The organism is Streptomyces spinosisporus, from assembly GCF_022698145.1.
In the GTDB taxonomy this organism is placed as follows: Bacteria; Actinomycetota; Actinomycetes; order Streptomycetales; family Streptomycetaceae; genus Streptomyces; species Streptomyces spinosisporus.
Genome location: NZ_JALDAX010000005.1, coordinates 538,586 through 557,646, shown reverse-complemented (window position 1 = coordinate 557,646; position 19,061 = coordinate 538,586). Strand labels below are relative to the sequence as shown.

The 19,061-nt window shown below is 70.3% G+C and carries 24 protein-coding genes; 17 read left to right on the top strand and 7 right to left on the bottom strand.

Features of this window, described 5'->3' with window-relative positions:
- Positions 1-74 precede the first annotated feature (74 nt).
- On the bottom strand, positions 75-281 hold the full coding sequence (locus tag MQN93_RS17190; RefSeq protein WP_242710131.1) for a hypothetical protein: 207 nt from the start codon (positions 279-281) through the stop codon (positions 75-77).
- A 32-nt stretch (positions 282-313) separates the two neighbouring features.
- Positions 314-1,372 (bottom strand): S1C family serine protease, encoded by a 1,059-nt coding sequence (locus tag MQN93_RS17185; RefSeq protein WP_016436808.1) that lies wholly within the window; start codon positions 1,370-1,372, stop codon positions 314-316.
- 271 nt (positions 1,373-1,643) lie between these two features.
- On the opposite strand from MQN93_RS17185, the gene MQN93_RS17180 reads away from it, so the two are divergent.
- Positions 1,644-3,392, top strand: a complete 1,749-nt coding sequence (locus tag MQN93_RS17180; protein WP_242710130.1) for a trypsin-like serine protease — start codon at positions 1,644-1,646, stop codon at positions 3,390-3,392.
- 48 nt (positions 3,393-3,440) lie between these two features.
- On the opposite strand, the gene MQN93_RS17175 is transcribed toward MQN93_RS17180, so the two are convergent.
- Together MQN93_RS17175 and MQN93_RS17170 are read right to left on the bottom strand one after the other, a co-directional pair.
- On the bottom strand, positions 3,441-4,466 hold the full coding sequence (locus MQN93_RS17175) for a LacI family DNA-binding transcriptional regulator (protein ID WP_242710129.1): 1,026 nt from the start codon (positions 4,464-4,466) through the stop codon (positions 3,441-3,443).
- Between the two features lie 95 nt (positions 4,467-4,561).
- Positions 4,562-5,341: a winged helix-turn-helix transcriptional regulator gene (locus tag MQN93_RS17170; RefSeq protein ID WP_242710128.1), complete on the bottom strand. Its 780-nt coding sequence runs from the start codon at positions 5,339-5,341 to the stop codon at positions 4,562-4,564.
- A gap of 191 nt (positions 5,342-5,532) precedes the next feature.
- Here MQN93_RS17170 and MQN93_RS17165 point away from each other — a divergent pair, with 191 nt between their 5' ends.
- The 8 genes from MQN93_RS17165 (at position 5,533) to MQN93_RS17135 (ending at position 10,747) form a co-directional block, all read left to right on the top strand.
- On the top strand, positions 5,533-6,405 hold the full coding sequence (locus MQN93_RS17165) for an alpha/beta hydrolase (RefSeq protein ID WP_016436804.1): 873 nt from the start codon (positions 5,533-5,535) through the stop codon (positions 6,403-6,405).
- Positions 6,406-6,460: 55 nt separating this feature from the next.
- On the top strand, positions 6,461-6,715 hold the full coding sequence (locus MQN93_RS17160; RefSeq protein ID WP_242710127.1) for a MoaD/ThiS family protein: 255 nt from the start codon (positions 6,461-6,463) through the stop codon (positions 6,713-6,715).
- 2 nt (positions 6,716-6,717) lie between these two features.
- Positions 6,718-7,857, top strand: coding sequence for a hypothetical protein (locus MQN93_RS17155; RefSeq protein WP_242710126.1), 1,140 nt, complete (start codon positions 6,718-6,720; stop codon positions 7,855-7,857).
- A gap of 156 nt (positions 7,858-8,013) precedes the next feature.
- Entirely contained in the window at positions 8,014-8,754 is a 741-nt protein-coding gene (locus tag MQN93_RS17150) for an LmeA family phospholipid-binding protein (protein ID WP_242710125.1), read from the top strand.
- A 234-nt stretch (positions 8,755-8,988) separates the two neighbouring features.
- On the top strand, positions 8,989-9,069 hold the full coding sequence (locus tag MQN93_RS44375) for a putative leader peptide (RefSeq protein WP_350310325.1): 81 nt from the start codon (positions 8,989-8,991) through the stop codon (positions 9,067-9,069).
- Positions 9,070-9,192: 123 nt separating this feature from the next.
- Positions 9,193-10,032 carry a sulfurtransferase gene (locus MQN93_RS17145; protein WP_016436800.1) on the top strand — a complete coding sequence of 280 codons (840 nt, stop codon included), beginning with the start codon at positions 9,193-9,195 and terminating at the stop codon, positions 10,030-10,032.
- Between the two features lie 65 nt (positions 10,033-10,097).
- The gene (locus tag MQN93_RS17140) at positions 10,098-10,385 is read left to right on the top strand and encodes a DUF1416 domain-containing protein (protein ID WP_016436799.1); all 288 of its coding nucleotides are present in this window, start codon (positions 10,098-10,100) and stop codon (positions 10,383-10,385) included.
- Between the two features lie 101 nt (positions 10,386-10,486).
- On the top strand, positions 10,487-10,747 hold the full coding sequence (locus MQN93_RS17135) for a DUF3099 domain-containing protein (protein WP_016436798.1): 261 nt from the start codon (positions 10,487-10,489) through the stop codon (positions 10,745-10,747).
- 22 nt (positions 10,748-10,769) lie between these two features.
- Here MQN93_RS17135 and MQN93_RS17130 read toward each other — a convergent pair whose 3' ends face one another.
- Entirely contained in the window at positions 10,770-11,132 is a 363-nt protein-coding gene (locus MQN93_RS17130) for a DsrE family protein (RefSeq protein WP_037783182.1), read from the bottom strand.
- Positions 11,133-11,230: 98 nt separating this feature from the next.
- Between MQN93_RS17130 and MQN93_RS17125 the strand changes: the two genes are divergently transcribed.
- From MQN93_RS17125 to ygfZ, 6 genes are all read left to right on the top strand, one after another.
- The gene (locus MQN93_RS17125; RefSeq protein ID WP_242710124.1) at positions 11,231-12,004 is read left to right on the top strand and encodes a hypothetical protein; all 774 of its coding nucleotides are present in this window, start codon (positions 11,231-11,233) and stop codon (positions 12,002-12,004) included.
- Positions 12,001-12,825, top strand: coding sequence for a hypothetical protein (locus MQN93_RS17120; protein ID WP_242710123.1), 825 nt, complete (start codon positions 12,001-12,003; stop codon positions 12,823-12,825). Before MQN93_RS17125 ends, MQN93_RS17120 begins: the two co-directional genes overlap by 4 nt.
- Entirely contained in the window at positions 12,822-13,604 is a 783-nt protein-coding gene (locus tag MQN93_RS17115) for a hypothetical protein (RefSeq protein WP_242710122.1), read from the top strand. Before MQN93_RS17120 ends, MQN93_RS17115 begins: the two co-directional genes overlap by 4 nt.
- A 226-nt stretch (positions 13,605-13,830) precedes the next feature.
- On the top strand, positions 13,831-14,406 hold the full coding sequence (locus MQN93_RS17110) for a heme-binding beta-barrel domain-containing protein (protein WP_016436792.1): 576 nt from the start codon (positions 13,831-13,833) through the stop codon (positions 14,404-14,406).
- Positions 14,407-14,462: 56 nt separating this feature from the next.
- Entirely contained in the window at positions 14,463-14,900 is a 438-nt protein-coding gene (locus MQN93_RS17105) for a Fur family transcriptional regulator (RefSeq protein WP_037783180.1), read from the top strand.
- 10 nt (positions 14,901-14,910) lie between these two features.
- Positions 14,911-15,876, top strand: a complete 966-nt coding sequence (gene ygfZ, locus MQN93_RS17100; RefSeq protein WP_016436790.1) for a CAF17-like 4Fe-4S cluster assembly/insertion protein YgfZ — start codon at positions 14,911-14,913, stop codon at positions 15,874-15,876.
- Positions 15,877-15,894: 18 nt separating this feature from the next.
- On the opposite strand, the gene dtd is transcribed toward ygfZ, so the two are convergent.
- The gene (dtd, locus tag MQN93_RS17095; RefSeq protein ID WP_016436789.1) at positions 15,895-16,320 is read right to left on the bottom strand and encodes a D-aminoacyl-tRNA deacylase; all 426 of its coding nucleotides are present in this window, start codon (positions 16,318-16,320) and stop codon (positions 15,895-15,897) included.
- A gap of 157 nt (positions 16,321-16,477) precedes the next feature.
- On the opposite strand from dtd, the gene MQN93_RS17090 reads away from it, so the two are divergent.
- Positions 16,478-17,098, top strand: a complete 621-nt coding sequence (locus tag MQN93_RS17090) for an RsiG family protein (RefSeq protein WP_372504375.1) — start codon at positions 16,478-16,480, stop codon at positions 17,096-17,098.
- Positions 17,099-17,231: 133 nt separating this feature from the next.
- Positions 17,232-18,488 carry a GNAT family N-acetyltransferase gene (locus tag MQN93_RS17085; protein ID WP_242710121.1) on the top strand — a complete coding sequence of 419 codons (1,257 nt, stop codon included), beginning with the start codon at positions 17,232-17,234 and terminating at the stop codon, positions 18,486-18,488.
- Between the two features lie 260 nt (positions 18,489-18,748).
- Here the strand turns inward: MQN93_RS17085 and MQN93_RS17080 are convergent, their stop codons facing one another.
- The gene (locus MQN93_RS17080; RefSeq protein WP_016436786.1) at positions 18,749-18,934 is read right to left on the bottom strand and encodes a hypothetical protein; all 186 of its coding nucleotides are present in this window, start codon (positions 18,932-18,934) and stop codon (positions 18,749-18,751) included.
- Between the last annotated feature and the right edge of the window lie 127 nt (positions 18,935-19,061).

Here is a 19,061-nt window from a genome sequence, read left to right as displayed (position 1 = left end):
TGTTTGAACCTTCGGGATGTCTTCAGCCTCGCATGTTTCCCTGCGGACGCGTACGGCGTGAAGGGCCGGGGCGGTCAGCCGCGCAGCGCCGCCAGCCGGTTCAGCGGCACCTTGCGGCGGTGCGGGCGGGCGGTGGAGGTGTGCAGACCCATCAGCTGCGGGACCGGTACCACCTCGGGCGCCCGGGTCACCGGCGCGTGCAGTTCCTGCGCCACCTCCAGAGCGAGGGCGAGTGCGGCCGGACCGGTGTCGGCGACCGTGTGGGAAACCTGCTTGATCATGACGTACTCCCTGCTGCTGGTGCGGTGAGGGTTCAGCTGTCGCTGCCGCCCGCCCGGAGGTTGGCCAGGTCGGACTTGACGGTGTTGATCGGGATGGCGAAGCCGAGGCCGACGCTGCCGGCGTCGGAGGAGCCGGAGGACTGTGAACCGGCGCTGTACATCGCGGAGTTGATGCCGATGATGTTGCCCGCGGCATCGATCAGCGCACCGCCGGAGTTGCCCGGGTTGAGCGAGGCGTCGGTCTGGATCGCCTTGTACGTCGTCGTTGAGGAGCCGGTGTCGCCGTTGAACTGCCGGCCGCCGAAGGAGAACGGCCACTGGCCGTTGCCGCCGCCCTGCTGCTGGCCCTCGTCGGTGGAGACGGTCACGTCACGGTTGAGCGAGGAGACGATGCCGCTGGTGACGGTGCCGCTCAGGCCCTCGGGGGAGCCGATGGCCACGACCGTGTCGCCCACCTGGACCCCGTCGGAGTTGCCGAGGGTGGCCGCCTTGAGGCCGGAGGCGCCCTCCAGCTTGATCAGGGCGAGGTCCTTCTTGCTGTCGGTGCCGACGACCTGCGCGGTGTAGCTCTTGCCGCTGTTGGTCGTCACCTTGATCGACGAGGCGCCGGAGACGACGTGGTTGTTGGTGACGATCTCGCCGTCGCTGGTGATGATCACGCCGGAGCCGGTGGACTCGCCGACGTTCGAGGTGGCGTTGATCTCGACCACGCTGGGGCTCACGGCCGCGGCGATGGTGGCGACGTCGCCCTTCTTGCTGGAGGGCACCACGCTCGTGCTGGTGCTGCTGGAGGCGACAGTGTCGCTGCCGGTCAGCTGCTGGAAGGCGTACGCGGTGCCGCCGCCGACGGCCGCGGCGACGATCGCCACGGCGGCCAGCAGGGCGACGGGGCCCCGGGTCCGCTTCCTCGGCGCCGGAGCGACCGGTCCTACCGGATCGACCGGCTGCGCCGGAGCGGCCTGCTGCGCCGGCGGCTGCACCGGCGGGGGTGGCCACTCGGGGTTCACCGGGGCGGAGGCATGCTGCTGAGCGCCCTGGTACGGGTTCTCGTAACTCTCGTACTCGCCGCTGCGGCGGAAGCTCTCGGTCATGTCAATGAGCTTGTCGCGCGACCATGAGAGGCGGCTGAGTGCTTGCTGAGAAGCCCGGCAGAACCTTGTTTGCCCGATATAAAGACGCGGCGGGCCCGGGCCGAAGGGAAACAGCACGTGGCCGTGGGGTGAGATCACGGCGGGCCGCGGACGAACACTTTTCCGGTTTATGTGAGACCCGTGTGAAGGGTGATCGCCGGGGCGCAATCTTGGTGGGTTCACGTTCTTCGAACATCGCTCGTTGACTCATCAACCACCACAGGAGACCTAGGTGATACGTGCCCTGCGCGGCCGCCTCAGACGCCCCGTCACGGCGTTTCCCGCGGCCGCCCTCGCGCTCGCCCTCAGCTGCGCCGGCCTGTTCGCCGCCCAGCCGGCGAGCGCGGCGGACGGACTGCCCGACCCTGGAGTGAAGGCCCAGCAGCAGACCGCCCCGAAGCCCACCGCCACGGACAAGGTGCTGCACTCCCGCGTGCTCAAGGCCGCGCAGAAGGCGGCCACCCCGAGGACGGCCAAGGCGACCCCGTTCATCATCGGCGGCAGCGAGACCACGATCTCCAGTGCGCCGTGGATGGTCCAGCTCGCCTACTACGACGACGTCACCGGCGACGGCTACTTCTGCGGCGGCACCCTCGTCGCCCCGAACAAGGTCCTCACCGCCGCCCACTGCGTCGCGGGCCTGGACTGGACGAAGAACGGCGCCGTCCTCGCCGGGGCGAGTGACCTGTACGACTCGGCGAACGGCACCGTGGCCGGTGTCTGGCGCCAGTGGAACCACCCCAAGTACAACGCCGCCGCCATCCAGAACGACGTCGCGGTCCTCACCCTGGACCGCCCGCTGGACATCCCGACGCTGCGGCTGGCCGCCTCGAACGACGACGCGCTCTACACCGCGGGCCGCGACTCCGTGGTCTACGGCTGGGGCCTGACCTCCGGCGCCGACGGCGCGGACCTGTCGGTGAAGCTGAAGACCGCGCAGCTGCCGCTGGTCGCCGACGCGACCTGCAACAGCGCCATGCAGAGCGTCCTCGGGGAGGACGACTTCGCCGAGGGCTCGATGCTCTGCGCGGGCACCCCGGCCACCGGCGGCGACGCCGGCACCACCACGCCCTGCAACGGCGACTCCGGCGGCCCACTGGTCTCCGGCGGCAAGATCATCGGCATCGTGTCCTGGGGTGTCCAGGGCTGCACCGCGCAGGGCGCCTACCCCGTCTTCACCAAGGTGAAGTCGTACACCTGGGCCGCCCAGCCGCGCATCGACGACACCGACCTGTCCTACGACGGCCGGGCCGACCTGCTGGCCCGCGCCCCCTCCGGCAACCTCTTCGAGCAGGACAGCAGGGGCACGTCCCTCGCCCAGCGGGCCTACACCGGCAACGGCTGGGAGTACATCAGCTGGGGCCTGCAGGCCGACCTGGACCGGGACTTCTACCAGGACCTGATCGTCCGCGACAAGAACGACGGCAAGCTGTACCGCAGCTACTTCGACCACGCCTCGGGCGCGTTCACCTGGATGCAGATCACCTCGGTCTGGGGCGGCTACACGTCCTACGCCATCCCCGGCGACATGACCGGTGACGCCCGCCCCGACCTGGTCGCGGTGGACGCCGACGGCTCGGTCTACCTCTACCCGGGCAAGGGCACCGGCGAGTTCTTCGGCCGCGTCAAGGTCGTCGACAAGTCCTGGAAGGGCGTGAAGATCTTCGGCCACGGCGACCTGTCCGGCGACGGCAAGGCCGACCTGCTGGTCCGCAACGGCTCCGGCGTGCTCTACCTGTACCGCGGCACCCAGCAGGAGCACACGCCCTGGTCGGCCCGCATCCAGGCCCGTACCGGCTGGAACTTCACGTCCTACGTGGCAGGCGGCGACGTGACCGGCGACGGCGTCGCCGACGTGATGGCCCGCGACTCGGGCGGCACGCTGTGGCTCTACCCCGGCACCAACAAGGCGTCGAGCAGCCTGTTCGGCTCGCGCATCAAGCTGGGGACCGGGTTCAACCAGTACAACCTGCTGTTCTGAGCAGTCCGAACCCGTACGAATCCTTCTGAGGGTGTACGGCGGTGCTGCTCAGCCCTCGCAGCCGCAGGACCGCCGTACCACCAGATGCGACGGGAAGACCTTCAGCCGCTCGCGGCGGGAGCCCGCCACCCGCAGTCCGTCGTCGAGCACGAGGTCGACGGCGGAGCGGGCCATCGCGGAGCGGTCGGAGGCGACCGTGGTCAGCGGCGGGTCGGTGAGCCCCGCCTCCTTGATGTCGTCGAAGCCGGCCACCCCGAGCTCGCCCGGCACGTCGATGCGCAGCTCGCGCGCGGCCCGCAGGACGCCGATGGCCTGGTCGTCGGTGGAGCAGAAGATCGCGGGCGGCCGCCGCGGCCCGGAGAGGATCTCCAGCCCTATGCGGTACGCGTCGTAGCGGTTGTACGGCGCCTCGAAGAGCCGGCCCTCGGTCGGGATGCCGGCCTCCTCCATCGCGCGCCGCCAGCCCTCGACGTGGTCGGAGACCGGGTCGCCGACGACGGGGGTCTCGGCGGTGCCGCCCATGCAGGCGACGTACTCGTAGCCGTGCCCGAGCAGATGGCTGACGGCCTGCCGGGCGCCGTCGAGGTCGTCGATGACCACGGCGACGTCGTCGATCGCCTCGGGCCGCTCGTGCAGCAGGACCACCCGGGCGTCCCAGGCGTCGATCTCGGCGGCGGCCAGGTCGTTCAGGGCGTGGCTGACGAGGATCAGCCCGGACACCCGCATCCCCAGGAAGGCGCGCAGATAGTGGACCTCGCGCTCGGCCACGTAGTCGGTGTTGCCGACGAGCACCATCTTGCCGCGCTCGGAGGCGGCCTGTTCGACCGCGTGCGCCATCTCACCGAAGAAGGGCTGGCGTGCGTCCGGGATGATCAGGCCTATGAGGTCGGTGCGCCGGGATGCCATCGCCTGGGCGACCCGGTCGGGCCGGTACCCCAGCTCCTTGATGGCGGCGAGGACACGCTCGCGCGTGGCCGGGGCGACCGGCCGGGGTCCGTTGTTGATGACATAGCTGACAACGGCGGTGGAGGTACCCGCCAGCCGCGCCACATCATCCCGAGTCACCTTGGCCACGCGCGGAGTCTACGCGGATATACCGGCCCCGGGCAGGGCGAAAGCTGCTTCTCGCGGGACTGCCCGTGCCCAAGCAATGCCCCGTTCGCGGCCCGCTATGCCTCCGTGGTCACCTCGGCACCGTCCCGGGCGGCCCCCGCGTCCGCACTGTCCGGCTTTGCCCGGTCCGCCTTGGCCTTGGGGTCGTCGGAGGAACGTTCGCCCTTCTCGGGCGTAACGAATCGATAACCGACGTTGCGGACGGTTCCGATCAGCGACTCGTGCTCGGGCCCGAGCTTGGCGCGCAGCCGCCGTACATGGACGTCGACCGTGCGGGTGCCGCCGAAGTAGTCGTAGCCCCAGACCTCCTGCAGCAGCTGCGCGCGCGTGAAGACGCGGCCCGGGTGCTGCGCGAGGTACTTCAGCAGCTCGAACTCCTTGAAGGTCAGGTCCAGGACCCGGCCCTTGAGCTTGGCGGAGTACGTCGCCTCGTCCACCGACAGGTCGCCGTTGCGGATCTCCATCGGGGAGTCGTCGCCCGCGATCTGCTGGCGGCCCATGGAGAGCCGCAGCCGGGCCTCCACCTCCGCGGGCCCCGCCGTGTCGAGCAGCACGTCGTCGATGCCCCAGTCGGCGGTGACGGCGGCGAGACCGCCCTCCGTGACCACCAGGACGAGCGGACAGCCGGGGCCGGTGGAGCGCAGCAGCTGGCACAGGCTGCGGACCTGCGGAAGATCGCGGCGGCCGTCGACGAGGATGACGTCGGCGCCGGGGGTGTCGACGAGTGCGGGTCCTTCCGCGGGCGCCACGCGCACGTTGTGCAGCAGCAGGCCGAGAGCCGGAAGCACCTCCGTCGACGGCTGGAGGGCATTGGTCAGGAGCAGCAGAGAGCTCATACGTCTGGTTCCTCCTCGGTCCCTGCGAGGACGTGTGCGGTAGGTCACCTGCTCTGCGATCCCGGGGCCCCGTACACCCGCGGCCACCTGGAGTTTCCCGGCGGTTCCCGCTTCGTATACAACGCTTCCGAAAGCACAAAAGGACCCGGGGGCGTCGCTGCCCGAGTCCTCTGCCCAGCAGAATAGCCCACATGAGCAGCACTCCGGCAGGTCATGTGGCACGTTCCACGAGCCGTCCACACTCCGAGACGCTCCGCCGCGCCCCTTCCCGGACCTTCCTGACCACACGGGACGGCGTCTCGATCGATGCCGTATACGACCCGCCGGCCGTTGTGTACGACGCCTCCGCGCCACCCTCCCTCGACCTGGTGTTCGTGATCGCGCACGGCTTCACGGGCGACGCGGACAAGCCGCACGTGCGCCGCGTGGTCGAGGCGTTCACGCAGTACGGGGCCGTGGTCACGTTCTCCTTCCGGGGCCACGGCGCCTCCGGCGGGCACTCCACGGTCGGCGACCGGGAGGTGCTCGATCTGGCGGCCGCGGTGGAGTGGGCGCGAGGGTTCGGGCACGGATGCGTGGCGACCGTCGGCTTCTCCATGGGCGGCTCGGTGGTGCTGCGGCACGCGGCGCTCCACGGTCCGGGCGGCCCGGGGCGCGAGGGGCGCACGGAAGCGTCCACGGACGCGGTGGTTTCGGTGAGTGCACCGGCCCGCTGGTACTACCGCGGCACCGCCCCTATGCGGAAGCTGCACTGGCTGGTAACCCGCCCCGAGGGACGACTGGTGGGCCGCTACGGCTTCCATACGCGCATCCACCACAGGGAGTGGGACCCGGTACCGCTGTCGCCCGTGGAGGCCGTCCCGCAGATCGCCCCCACACCCCTGCTCATCGTGCACGGCGACCGCGACGGCTACTTCCCCCTCGACCACCCCCGCATGCTGGCCGCAGCCGCCGGGGAGCAGGGCGAACTGTGGATCGAGGGCGGCATGGGGCACGCCGAACACGCGGCCACGGACGAGCTGCTGGCCCGCATCGGTCGCTGGGTGGTCGCGCGGGCGGGCTAGCCTAACGAGGTACACAGCCGACCGACCGCCCATCGACCGTTGATTGAGGAACCGGATGCCAAAGGTCACGGTGCGCTACTGGGCCGCCGCGAAGGCCGCGGCCGGGGTCGCCGAGGAGCCGTTCGACGCGGACAGCCTCGCCGAGGCGCTCGACGCCGTGCGGGTGCGACACCCCGGTGAACTGACGCGCGTCCTGCAGCGATGCTCGTTCCTCGTCGACGGTGACCCCGTGGGCACGCGCGGACATGAGACGGTACGGCTGGCCGACGGCGGCACGGTCGAGGTGCTCCCGCCGTTCGCAGGAGGGTGAGGATGACCGATCAGCCGTACGACCCGTACCAGCAGCCGCAGCAGCAGGGGTGGCCCGGGCAGCAGCCCCACCCCGCCCAGCAGCCACACCAGGGCTACGACGGGTACGAGGGGTACGACGACCCTTACGCCGCCCAGCAGTACACCCAGCAGTGGAAGGGACAGACCTGGGAGGCGCAGGCCCAGCCGCAGGGGCCGACGCCCATGTCGACGGCGGAGACGGCGTATCTGCAGGCGCAGGCTCCCCATCCGCAGGCTGCTCATCCGCAGGCTGCTCAGCCGGCGGCGCAGCAGTGGCAGCAGCCGCAGGCCTTCGCGCCGGCCGCCGTCGCGGGTGAGGCACCGGACCCGGGCTACGGCCCCGCCACCCTCGCCGGCAACTCCCGTGTGACGGACGCCCAGCGGGCCCGTCTGGAGGGCCGGTCCCCGATCATCGAGCCGGGCATGCAGCCGGCCGCGCTCACGGCCCTGCTCGGGCTGCTGCTGGCGGGCGCGGCGGCGATCGGCTCGTACGCCCTGCTCGTCCCGCTCGTGGTGCTGCAGGCCGTCACCGCGGCGGGCTGGTTCCGGCTCAACGGCATGTGGCCGGCCCGCCAGGGCATCGCGCTCGCGTTCCTCGGCGCGCTGGCCGCGGACGCCGCGCTGCTGGCCGCGGGCCGGGAGAACGGCCCGGCCGCGATCCTGGGCACCCTCGGCGTCTGGGTCCTGCTCTCGCTCGTCCTCCAGCTGCGCTCGCACGCGGACCCGGACGAGCGGATGTACGGCCTGATGGCGAGCGTCGCCTCGGCGGCACTGGCCATCGTCGCGGCCGGATACCTCGCGGCCTTGGCCGACGCGGCGACCGTCGGCGCCGTCGCGGTGGCCGTCGCCGTACTGGCCCGTGCCCTGCCGCTGCCCACCCCGGCGTCGGTCGTCGTCTCGCTGCTCGCCGCGGCGGGCGCGGGTATCGCGGCCGGCTCGATGACCGACTTCGGCGCGAAGGGCGCGCTGCTGGGCGCGGGCGCTGCGGTGTGCGCGCTGATCGGGCACCGGGTGGCGAGCTACGACTACCCGTCGAGGTTCGTGCACTTCACGGCGGGCGTCGCCCTGCCGCTGACGGTCGCGGCACCGGTGGTGTACGTGCTGGGGCGGGCGCTCGGGTAGGACGCCCGGGTAAGAGCCGGACAAGGAACGGCGGTTCCTGTCACAGATGATCGACAATTTCCCGGCCGGGGTCCGGCCCAGGGTTACGCTCACGCTGGACGGCCACCCGGTCGTCGGCAACTGTCGTCATTGTCCGGCCAGGTGGGGGAAGACCCGATGCGCGCGCTGCGAATACTCCTGATCGTCGTCGTGATCCTCGGCGGCCTGTTCGTGGTGGCGGACCGGGTCGCGGTCTACTTCGCCGAGGACGAGGCCGCCTCCAAGCTGAAGACCACCGAGAACCTCGCGAGCACCCCGGACGTGTCCATCAAGGGCTTCCCCTTCCTCACCCAGGTCGCCTCCGGCGAGCTGGACGACGTCGAGGTCGGCATCAAGGACTACGAGGCGGACACCGGCAACAGCGGTGGCAGCGGACCGTCGACGATCCGCATCGACGACCTGAAGGCGCACATGAAGGGCGTCACCTTCTCCGGCGACTACAGCTCCGCCACCGCGGACAACGCCACCGGCACCGCGACCATCGCCTACGACGAGCTGCTCAAGGCGGCCAAGTCGCAGCCGACGCAGGTCATCACGGGTGTCACCGCCCAGGTCGTCGGCCTCTCCGACGGCGGCAACGGCAAGATCAGGTCCGACGTCAAGATCTCGGTGGCGGGCCACTCGCAGACGTATCCCGTGCTCAGCACGGTCACCGTCGAGGGCGACGACGTGAAGGTGCACGCCGACAACCTGCCCAAGCTGGTCGTCGACCTCGCCGAGTCCCGCATCCGCTCGATCACCGACTTCCAGCAGACGATCGACGAACTGCCGGGCGGCGTGAAGCTGGACAGTGTGCAGGCCGCGAAGAACGGTGTGGAGATCACGGTGAAGGGTTCGAACGTCAGGCTGGCGGGGTAGTACGAGGCCGGGCGGCACGCCGGTACTCCGGTACGCCGGACCGGCGGCCGGCCAGGCGCTGTCCGGAGGGTGAGACGCCCGCGTCCGTACCGTAGATGTGATGACCGATACATCCACCCGGAAGCCGTGCGCGGGCGGGCCGGGCGGAGATCGCTTCCCGCATCGCGGACCATCGTGTCTCACTATTCGACACACCGGTGACATGCCCGGCTGTCCGTCCCTACGATCGAGGCCATGAAGCGACAGGCGGATCTCACGAAGCGGCGGGCAGTCGACCTGTGCCGCGTCGCCGCCATGCTCTGTCGCACCTTCTGAGCGGAAGCCTCGACTTCCGCATCCCCGCCGCCCTGACCAGGGCATCTCTGCGCGCCGCCGCCTGCGCGCGCAGGGCCTCGCACTCGCACGCCCCGCCGCAACTGCCCCGGAGGAGAGAAGAGCATGAGCCGCAGCGACGTCCTCGTCGATGCCGACTGGGTCCAGGAGAACCTGGACAACCCCAGCATCGCGATCGTGGAGGTGGACGAAGACACGTCCGCCTACGAGAAGAACCACATCAAGAACGCGATCCGCATCGACTGGACCAAGGACCTGCAGGACCCGGTCCGCCGCGACTTCATCGACCAGGAGGGCTTCGAGAAGCTCCTGTCGGAGAAGGGCATCGCCAACGACACGCTGGTGATCCTCTACGGCGGCAACAACAACTGGTTCGCGTCCTACGCCTACTGGTACTTCAAGCTCTACGGCCACGAGAACGTCAAGCTGCTCGACGGTGGCCGCAAGAAGTGGGAGCTGGACGCCCGCGAGCTGGTCGAGGAGGTCCCGGAGCGGGCCGCCACGAACTACAAGGCCAAGCCGCAGAACACCGCCATCCGCGCCTTCCGCGACGACGTCGTGGCCGCCATCGGTTCGCAGAACCTGGTCGACGTGCGGTCCCCCGACGAGTTCTCGGGCAAGCTGCTCGCTCCCGCGCACCTGCCGCAGGAGCAGTCGCAGCGTCCTGGACACGTCCCGACCGCCCGCAACATCCCGTGGTCGAAGAACGCCAACGACGACGGCACGTTCAAGTCGGACGAGGAGCTCAAGGAGCTCTACGCCGACGAGCAGGTCGACCTGGCCAAGGACACCATCGCCTACTGCCGCATCGGTGAGCGCTCCGCGCTGACCTGGTTCGTGCTGCACGAGCTGCTCGGTGTCGAGAACGTCAAGAACTACGACGGCTCCTGGACCGAGTACGGCAGCCTCGTCGGCGTCCCGATCGAGCTCGGCGCCGCGAAGTAACCCGACCACCATCCGCGTACCCCGACCGGCCTTCCCTCCGGTCAGACCCCTTCTTGGAGAAAGACATGTGTGGAGCGAAGGCCGGCGGCCCGGACGCCTCGACGATCAAGCCCGGTGAGACCACGATCCAGGGCCAGGTGACGAAGGACGGCGAGCCGGTGACGGGCTACGTCCGCCTCCTGGACTCGACCGGCGAGTTCACCGCGGAGGTCCCCACCTCCGCCACGGGCCAGTTCCGCTTCTACGCCGCCGAGGGCACCTGGACCCTCCGAGCCCTGGTCCCCGGCGCCACAGCCGACCGCACGGTCGTCGCCCAGCAGGGCGGCCTGGCAGAGGTCGCGATCGCGGTCTGAGCCGTCCGACGGAGCGTAAAGGGGCCGCACCTGCCGGGTGCGGCCCCTACGCGTGACTTCCCGGCACGGCTGTCCGTCCCGCGCGGGCCTACCCTGGAGGCATGTACGCACGGCGACGGCGCTTGTACTTCGCCATGATGGGCACCTGTATCGGGCTGTTCGTCCTGGCGTGGGGGGTCGTACGGATCTGGTCGATCCCGGCCGCGGTCGGGATGTGTGTCGTGGCGATGCTGATCCCGCCGGTCGCCGCCATGGTCGCCAACCGGCGCGGCCCCGACGACCGCTGGTGGGACGACCCGTCCGGGGATCCGCAGTCCGACGACTGGTGGGACGAGCTGGACGGCAAGAAACGCCGCCAGTAGCCCCGGAACCCGGAGACCGTCCTCAGTAGACGAGCGCCTGCGTCTCCTCGCCCAGCGCCTCCTGCACGAACACCTGCGCCCCCGCGATCCGTACGCCCTCGATGACGTCCTTCTCCGTGATGTCCCGCCGCGCCGCGCACTGCGTGCACAGGGTGACGTGCCCGGCCGCGAGGACGGAGTCCAGCAGGTCCGGCAGCGGAGCGGCATGCGGCAGCTCGAACTCGGCCGCCCGCCCCGGCAGCGCGAACCACGCGGACTCGCCGGTCAGCCACAGCGAGACCTCGACCCCACTGGCCACGGCCACCGCCGCCACCGTGAACGCCTGTGAGCACCGCTCGGGCGCATCGGCCCCCGCCGTCACCTTGATCACGAGCTTCTTCGCCATGCCCGAATCGTAATCAACGCCCCTACAACTCTGTCCCTCAGCCATGAGTCTCCTGTGAGCGCGCATACGGCATGCACGCTTCATGTTCGTGGGGGGACATGTTGGAAGTTCCCGAGAATGCGGCTGACGCCCCGGTCGTAGAGGTCGCGCGGGAAGAGCCCGCCGCGCCCGTACGCCGCCGCGGCCGCACCGCTCTGCTCATCGGCGGCGCCGCACTGCTCGGCCTGGTCGCCGGCGCCTGCACCGGCTATCTGATCCAGGCCGACCGCCGCCCGACGGCGCTGCCCCCGCTGTCCCAGCCCCAGCTGGCGCAGGCGAAGGGCAAGGCTCCCGAACCGCTGTCCGCCGCCCGGGACCGTCAGGTGAGAACCGACGGTGACCTGCGCAAGCTGCTGCTGAAGAAGCCGCGCGGCGCGAAGCCGGCGGACTGGACGCCCGGCGACGGCTGGATGGACCTGGACGCATACGCCGAGACCTACGAGGAGCCGCGCAACATGTTCGGCCGCCTCATCGCGGACGAGTTCCGCCGTGCCGCCGTCACCGGCTGGGAGGACGGCGGCCAGACCGTGGAGGTCCGGCTGATCCAGTTCCGCCAGCAGGAGTCCCTGGAGGCCGCCGACTCCACCGACAGCGACCAGTACTGGGCGGACCGGGAGCCCGAGACCGACAGCTGGTCCGTCCCCGGCACGGGAAACGGAATGGCGTACGTCCATCATCGACCGGATTCCGACCCCGGCTATCTGCCGCTCTACGCCGCCGAGGCACACGCCTACCGCGGTGACATCGCCATGGAGATCTGGATCTACGACAGCAAGCCGATCACCAAGGCCCGGATCATGGACCTGGCCGAGCGGCAGATGGAGCGGCTGTGACCGAGAACCTGAGCGAGCCGCCCGCCGAGCCGCCCGTCGAGCCCGCCGCCCCCGTTGAGCCCCCCGCCCCCAAGCCCCGCCGTAGCGGCCGTATCGCCGCGATCGCGGGATCCGCCCTGCTCGCCGCGGCCGTGGTCGCCGGCGTCGGCTGGACCGTCGTCACCGTGCACGGCGCCGACCGCGACGCGGGTGCGGCCGTCTGGAAGTTCCCGAAGAAGGAGAGCGCTGCCGCCGCCGAGAAGGCGGCCTCCGCGGGCAGCCTCCGCGGGATGCTCCTGGCGTACGGCGACGGCTGGAAGCGCGGCCCCGACCTCGGTCAGTTCGCCGCCGACACCGAGCTCAGCGGCGCCCAGGCCACCGCCATGCGCAAGGAGGCGATACGGAACCTGCCGCGCAGCGAGCGCAGACAGCTGGAGAAGCTGATCGACAAGCAGCGCATCGAGGGCATGGCGATGCGCAGCTACGTCAAGGAGACCGGCGGCTCTTTCGTCACGGACAACGCCGTGGCCGTGGACATCGAGCTGTCCCGGATGAAGAACCGGGCCGCCGTCCGCAACATCTCGACGTCCCAGAACGCGTTCCTGAGCGGGCTCGACATCTTCCGCAAGGGCCCGAAGATCGAGGGCCACAAGGACGCCGAGTGCTTCCTCCCGCCCAAGGACTCCGGCGAGGATCTCGAGTCGATGCTCTGCTCCGGCTACCGGGGAGACGTCCTGGTCTCCCTCGCCGCGTACGGCATCAAGCCGTTCAACGCCCAGTCGGTCGCGGAGCTGCTGAAGGACCAGCTCGACCGAATCGCCGAGCCGGGAGAGGCCGTATGACCGAGCAGACAGCACAGCCACGCCGCCTCCTGCGCGCCGCCCTGCGCTGGACCGCGGCCGTCGTCGTGTTCGCCGCGGTCGGTGCGGGAACGGCGTACGGCATCACGAGGATGGACCGGACCGACGTACCGGGACTGGCGACGCACTCGGACGGGCGCTGGGACTACCCGACGCTCGTGAAGCCGCCCCTGCCGTCCGGCAGCCCGGCCCCCTTCGACGAGCGCAACACGGCCGGTGCCCACTACGCCGACCTGCGCGAGCTCGTCCTGCCCGCGCCCGGCGGCGCGGTCGAGGACAAGAAGCTGCGCGGCAGGGACGGCTGGCTGAAGACCGAGGGCTTCCTGGCCGAGTACGCGGACAAGGACGCCCGGCACGAACTCCACCAGACCTTCGTCGACAACGGTCTGCGGCATGTCGCGGCCCGCGGCTGGACCACCCCTGACGGCACGCACACCCGCGTCTACCTGCTCCAGTTCGGCACGGCGGCCGTCACGGACGAGCTGTTCGGAAAGGACCTGGCCCCGGCCTCCGGCCCCCGCGAGCAGCTGCGCGGCGCCGGCACGTCCGTCTTCGACGTGGACCACCCGATCCGGGCCCACGACCCCGACATGCTGTGCACCGTGTACGTCGAGTCCGAGCCGTACGGCGCCGAGCAGGTCCGGCAGGGCTACCTGTCCGCCGGTGACGTCCTCGCCGTGATCGTGCAGTCCAGGAAGGGCGGCGCGAAGACCGTCCCCTTCCGGCAGACGGTGGCCCTGCAGAGCGAGCTGCTCGGCTGACTCCTGCGCGGGCGCACCTGGCACCGTGGGGCCGCCCCCGGCCGCGTAAGCTGGGGTCGGCCCGTGTACCGCTCATAACGCTCATCCGAGGAGCACCCCGTGCTTGAGGCATTCTTCGAAGCCCTGCTGGTCCTGGTCTGCGTCGGCGTCCTCGCCTTCGCCGGTCTGACCGTGAAGAAGCTGTACCAGGGCCAGCGCTGACCCCCATCAAGGAACTGCCGACCCCATGATCGAGATCCCGTCCGACCTCCACAAGGACCTCGTCCCGCTCGCCTTCCTGCTCGGCAGCTGGGCCGGCGCCGGCGTGCACGACTTCCCCGGCGCCGAGAAGTGCAACTTCGGGCAGGAGGTCACCTTCTCCCACGACGGCCGGGACTTCCTGGAGTACCACTCCCACACCTGGGTCCTGGACGGCGACGGCAACAAGGTGCGGCCCCTGGAGTCCGAGTCCGGCTTCTGGCGCATCGACGCCGACCGCAAGGTCGAGGTGACGATGACCCGCGACGACGGCGTCATCGAGATCTGGTACGGCGAACTGGCCCACCAGAAGCCCCAGATCGACCTGGTCACGGACGCGGTGGCCCGCACGGCCGCCTCCGCCCCGTACACTGGCGGCAAGCGTCTGTACGGCTACGTCAAGAGCGACCTGATGTGGGTCGGCGAGAAGCAGACCCCCGAGGTCGAGCTGCGCCCCTACATGTCGGCGCACCTGAAGAAGGTCGTCACCCCCGAGGACGTCGAGCGCTGGGCCAAGGCCCTCCCCGACGACATGCCCGACGACGGGATCGCCTTCTTCAAGTGACCGGGTTCCTCGCGTAGCCCGGAGCGCCTTCTTCAAGTGGCTCTAGACTCGTCGGTGTGGTGAGCACCGACTGGAAGAGCGACCTCAGGCAGCGCGGCTACCGGCTGACGCCGCAGCGTCAGCTTGTCCTCGAAGCCGTGGACACCCTTGAGCACGCGACCCCCGACGACATCCTCGTGGAAGTGAGGAAGACGGCGTCGGGGGTCAACATTTCCACCGTGTACCGCACCCTGGAGCTCCTGGAGGAGCTCGACCTGGTCAGCCACGCCCACCTGGGCCACGGCGCGCCGACGTACCACCTCGCGGACCGCCACCACCACATCCACCTGGTCTGCAGGGACTGCCAGAACGTGATCGAGGCCGATGTGTCGGTGGCCGCGGAGTTCACCGCGAAGCTGCGCCGGGAGTTCGGCTTCGAGACGGACATGAAGCACTTCGCGATCTTCGGCAGGTGCCGGGACTGTTCCCTGCAGGGTTCAACTACCGAGTCGTAGGCTTGTGCCCATGAAGAGCCCCCTGCTGTCCCATCCCGGCGCCGTCCCCGCCGAGGGCGTGGACGAAGGCGTAGCCGCCCACTACGGCGATCTGTTCCGTGAGCAGCGCGCCCTCGCCGACGGCACCGGCTTCGTCGACCTCTCCCACCGGGGCGTCGTCACCGTGACCGGCGAGGACCGGCTGAGCTGGCTGCACCTGCTGCTCACCCAGCACGTCAGCGATCTGCCGGCCGGCCAGGCCACCGAGGCGCTGATCCTCTCCGCGCACGGCCACATCGAGCACGCGCTCTACCTGGTCGACGACGGCGAGACGGTCTGGGCCCATGTCGAACCCGGCACCCAGGACGCGCTCATCGCGTACCTGGAGTCGATGAAGTTCTTCTACCGCGTCGAAGTCGCCGACCGCACCGCCGAGTTCGCGGTGGTGCACCTGCCCGCCGGTTCGATCGCCGAGGTCCCGGACGGGATCGCCGTACGGGAGACGCCGTACGGCCGCGATCTCTTCCTGCCGCGCGCCGACCTGGAGTCCTACGCCGAGAAGGCCGGGCCGCCGGCCGGGATCCTGGCGCACGAGGCGCTGCGCGTCGAGCAGCACCGCCCGCGCCTCGGCTTCGAGACCGACCACCGCACCATCCCGCACGAGCTGGGCTGGATCGGCAGCGCGGTCCATCTGCAGAAGGGCTGCTACCGCGGCCAGGAGACGGTCGCCCGCGTCCAGAACCTGGGCAAGCCGCCCCGCCGCCTGGTCTTTCTGCACCTGGACGGCAGCGAGGTCCATCTGCCCGCGCCCGGCACCGAGATCCGCCTCGCCGACGACGAGCCCGACGGCCGCAAGATCGGCTTCATCACGACGTCCGTACGCCACCACGAGCTGGGTCCGGTCGCGCTGGCCCTGGTGAAGCGGAACGTACCGGTCGACGCGCGGCTGCTGGCCGGGGAGACGGCGGCGGCGCAGGAAGCGGTCGTGGAGCCGTAGCCCCGGCTTCTGCGCCCGCTACATCTCCAGGAGCACCGTGAACGGGCCGTCGTTCGTCAGCGAGACGCGCATCTGCGCGCCGAACCGGCCCGTCGCCACGGTCGCGCCCAGCGCCCGCAGCTGCGCCACGACCTCCTCGACGAGGGGCTCGGCGACATCGCCCGGGGCGGCCGCGTTCCAGGTGGGCCGGCGGCCCTTGCGGGCGTCGCCGTAGAGCGTGAACTGGCTGATGACGAGCAGCGGGGCGTCGATGTCGCTGCACGACCTCTCGTCCTGCAGCATGCGGATCGACCAGAGTTTGCGGGCCAGTTGGGCCGCCTTCTCCTTGGTGTCCTCGTGCGTCACCCCGACCAGGACGCACAGTCCCTCTCCGGTGATCTCGCCGACCGTCTCGCCGTCCACGACGACGCTCGCGCCGTCCACCCTCTGCACCACTGCACGCATACGACCATCATGCCGGTCCGTTCGAGGGAGACCACACCGGCATTCTTTTTGCTCCTTAACCCCCCATCTGGGGCCGATCGGGGGCACTCGGTCACATAGCGGCCACTTGGGGTGGCACGATGCTTCCACACGCCGGTCGAGGGGACGGTAGAGGCACATGAGCACACCGAGTACCGGGCAGCAGCCCGGGGTTTTCTCGTTGATCAGAACGGGGGAGCGGATGGCCGTGCGGCCGCCCGTGCAACGCACCGACAGCCCGGCGGACAGTCCGGGCCCACAGCTGCCCGCGGCTTTGCCCGAGCACGACCTGACCACGCTGAGCCTGCCCGAGCTGCGCACCCTGCGCCGGGACGCCCAGCGCGACGAGGCCGATCTCAGCTATGTACGGCGGCTGCTGCAGGGCCGTATCGACATCCTGCGGGCGGAGCAGGCACGCCGGTCACCGGCGGGCGCGGGCTCGGTGGTCGACCGCCTCCCCGAGATCCTCACGGACGCGCCGGCCCGCCAGCGCTCCTCCGCCCGCCATGTCACCCTGGGCACCCCGCACAGCGAGGAATACCGCCGCCTGGCCGCCGACATGCTCGCCGAGGTCGAGCTCTCGGACCTCGCCGCCCGCACCGACCTGGAACTGACCACGGCGATGGCCCGCCTCGTCCGCTACGAACAGCAGGTCTCCCAGCGGCGCCACCACCTGCAGCGCACGGCGGACGACTGCAGCGCGGAGATCGCCCGCCGGTACCGCGAAGGGGAGGCGCAGGTCGACGACCTGCTGACGTGACGGAGGGCGGCCGCCCGGTCAGGGCAGGTCAGCTGGATGTCGGTGAGGGGGGCGCGCGGGGCGCGGGCGGGGCGTGGGCGGGGGCGCGGGAAATCCGGGCGACACCCCACCCGCGTAGACCTACCGTGATCCCATGACCAGCGCGCGCTTCGACATCGACATCCGACCGATCACCCAGGCCGAGCACCCCGAGTGGCTCCGCGCCGTGAAGACCGGGTTCCTGCAGAACCCGGTCATCAGCGAGGAGGAACTCGCCGCCCGGAGCGAACGCTTCGAGGTCTGCCGCTATCTCGGGGCGTTCGACGGGGACCGCTGCGTGGCGACCTTCCGTTCGTTCGACCAGGAGGTCACCGCGGTCGGCGGCGGTCTCATCTCCGCCGACGCCATATCCAGCGTCACGGTCACCGCGACCCACCGCCGCCGCGGCCTGCTGACCCGGATGATGAACCAGGATCTCGCGGCCGCCAAGGAGCGCGGCGACACCGTGGCCACGCTGATCGCCGCCGAGTACCCGATCTACGGCCGCTACGGCTTCGGCCCCGCGACCCAAAGCGTCGAGTGGACCGTCGACATCCCGCGCGCGGGCCTGGACCCCCGCTGGTCCGGTCCGGGCGACGGCGGCCGTATCGACATCGTGGACGCCGAGGACGTACGCAAGTTCGGACCCGAACTGCACGAGCGCGTCCGCCGTCTCATCCCCGGCGTGATCGACCGCGACGACTGGTGGTGGCGGCTGAACACGGGCGCCGTACGGGTCGAACCGAAGTGGAAGGAGCCGTTCTACGCCCTCTACCGCGGGGCGGACGGCGAGGTCGAGGGCCTGGTCGTCTACGAGGTCGACGACAAGTGGGGCGACGCCAAGCAGCCGCAGGACACGGCGACCGTACGGGACCTGATCGCCGCGACGCCGGCCGCCGAGCGCGCCCTGTGGAGCTTCCTCTGCTCCATCGACTGGGTCACCGGGATCAAGAGCGGCTCGCGGGCCCCCGACGACCTGCTCCCGCTGCTGCTGCCGGACGCCCGGGCCGCTCGTGTCACCTCGGCCGTGGACTGGCTGTGGGTGCGGATCCTGGATGTCGTACGCGCGCTGGAGTCGCGGACGTACGAGGGGACGGGCTCCCTGGTCCTCGAGGTCGCCGACCGGGCCGGACTGACGGGCGGCCGCTTCCGGCTGGAGACGTCGGCGCAGGGCGCGTCCTGCACGCCGACCACCGAGTCCGCCGAACTCACCCTCGACGTCGCCGACTTGGCGCGGCTGTGGCTGGGCGACGAGTCGGTCGTGCGGCTGGCGGCGCTCGGCCGGGTCCAGGAAGAACGAGCGGGCGCCGCCCTGTCGGCCGACGCCCTGCTGCGTACGTCCAGGCGGCCTTGGTGCCCGGACATGTTCTGAGGCTCCTCTCGCTAGACGGCTGATGGGTCATCCGTAGCTGTGCTGTGGTGCGTATTGAGTTGTGGCTGTGCTGTTCAGTTGTGACTGTGCCGATGGAGCTCTTCAGTTGTCGCTGTTCAGATTTCTCTGTTCAGTTGTCTTTCTCTGTTCAGTTGTCGGTGTTCGGTTGTGGCTGTGCTGGTGCTGACTGGCCGGGCTCCCGGCTCCCCTCCGGAAGGGAGCCCGGCCAGCCGGATCCTGGGCCGGCGAGCGGCTCTGGCTCAGCCGGACTGGGCGAGCAGCATGACGAGGATGACCGCGCCGAAGCCGCTGATCGCGGTGTTCCTGGCCTTGAGTCCCACGGTGAGCGCGACGAAGGCGATGATGCCGAGAGGTCCGTACTTCCACTGGACGAGCTGCTCGAATCCGATGGCGAGGGCGGCGACAACGAGGGCGATGAGCGGCATGGCGGTCCCTCCTTCGGGACGGGGAGGCGGACCCGTGGTTGCGGCCAACCATCCTGAAGTTTGACCATGTTGCTGAAGTTGGTGACCAACTTCACTGTACTTATCTCCTCTTGGAAGAGGCTTATAA

What these genes read in the sequence shown, in the direction of transcription:
- MQN93_RS17190 (WP_242710131.1), bottom strand. Translation starts at nt 281, where the DNA reads ATGATCAAGCAGGTTTCCCACACGGTCGCCGACACCGGTCCGGCCGCA.
- MQN93_RS17185 (WP_016436808.1), bottom strand. Translation starts at nt 1,372, where the DNA reads ATGACCGAGAGCTTCCGCCGCAGCGGCGAGTACGAGAGTTACGAGAAC.
- MQN93_RS17170 (WP_242710128.1), bottom strand. Translation starts at nt 5,341, where the DNA reads ATGAGCTCTCTGCTGCTCCTGACCAATGCCCTCCAGCCGTCGACGGAG.
- MQN93_RS17165 (WP_016436804.1), top strand. Translation starts at nt 5,533, where the DNA reads ATGAGCAGCACTCCGGCAGGTCATGTGGCACGTTCCACGAGCCGTCCA.
- MQN93_RS17160 (WP_242710127.1), top strand. Translation starts at nt 6,461, where the DNA reads ATGCCAAAGGTCACGGTGCGCTACTGGGCCGCCGCGAAGGCCGCGGCC.
- MQN93_RS17155 (WP_242710126.1), top strand. Translation starts at nt 6,718, where the DNA reads ATGACCGATCAGCCGTACGACCCGTACCAGCAGCCGCAGCAGCAGGGG.
- MQN93_RS17150 (WP_242710125.1), top strand. Translation starts at nt 8,014, where the DNA reads ATGCGCGCGCTGCGAATACTCCTGATCGTCGTCGTGATCCTCGGCGGC.
- MQN93_RS44375 (WP_350310325.1), top strand. Translation starts at nt 8,989, where the DNA reads ATGAAGCGACAGGCGGATCTCACGAAGCGGCGGGCAGTCGACCTGTGC.
- MQN93_RS17145 (WP_016436800.1), top strand. Translation starts at nt 9,193, where the DNA reads ATGAGCCGCAGCGACGTCCTCGTCGATGCCGACTGGGTCCAGGAGAAC.
- MQN93_RS17140 (WP_016436799.1), top strand. Translation starts at nt 10,098, where the DNA reads ATGTGTGGAGCGAAGGCCGGCGGCCCGGACGCCTCGACGATCAAGCCC.
- MQN93_RS17135 (WP_016436798.1), top strand. Translation starts at nt 10,487, where the DNA reads ATGTACGCACGGCGACGGCGCTTGTACTTCGCCATGATGGGCACCTGT.
- MQN93_RS17130 (WP_037783182.1), bottom strand. Translation starts at nt 11,132, where the DNA reads ATGGCGAAGAAGCTCGTGATCAAGGTGACGGCGGGGGCCGATGCGCCC.
- MQN93_RS17125 (WP_242710124.1), top strand. Translation starts at nt 11,231, where the DNA reads ATGTTGGAAGTTCCCGAGAATGCGGCTGACGCCCCGGTCGTAGAGGTC.
- MQN93_RS17115 (WP_242710122.1), top strand. Translation starts at nt 12,822, where the DNA reads ATGACCGAGCAGACAGCACAGCCACGCCGCCTCCTGCGCGCCGCCCTG.
- MQN93_RS17110 (WP_016436792.1), top strand. Translation starts at nt 13,831, where the DNA reads ATGATCGAGATCCCGTCCGACCTCCACAAGGACCTCGTCCCGCTCGCC.
- ygfZ (WP_016436790.1), top strand. Translation starts at nt 14,911, where the DNA reads ATGAAGAGCCCCCTGCTGTCCCATCCCGGCGCCGTCCCCGCCGAGGGC.
- dtd (WP_016436789.1), bottom strand. Translation starts at nt 16,320, where the DNA reads ATGCGTGCAGTGGTGCAGAGGGTGGACGGCGCGAGCGTCGTCGTGGAC.
- MQN93_RS17090 (WP_372504375.1), top strand. Translation starts at nt 16,478, where the DNA reads ATGAGCACACCGAGTACCGGGCAGCAGCCCGGGGTTTTCTCGTTGATC.
- MQN93_RS17085 (WP_242710121.1), top strand. Translation starts at nt 17,232, where the DNA reads ATGACCAGCGCGCGCTTCGACATCGACATCCGACCGATCACCCAGGCC.
- MQN93_RS17080 (WP_016436786.1), bottom strand. Translation starts at nt 18,934, where the DNA reads ATGCCGCTCATCGCCCTCGTTGTCGCCGCCCTCGCCATCGGATTCGAG.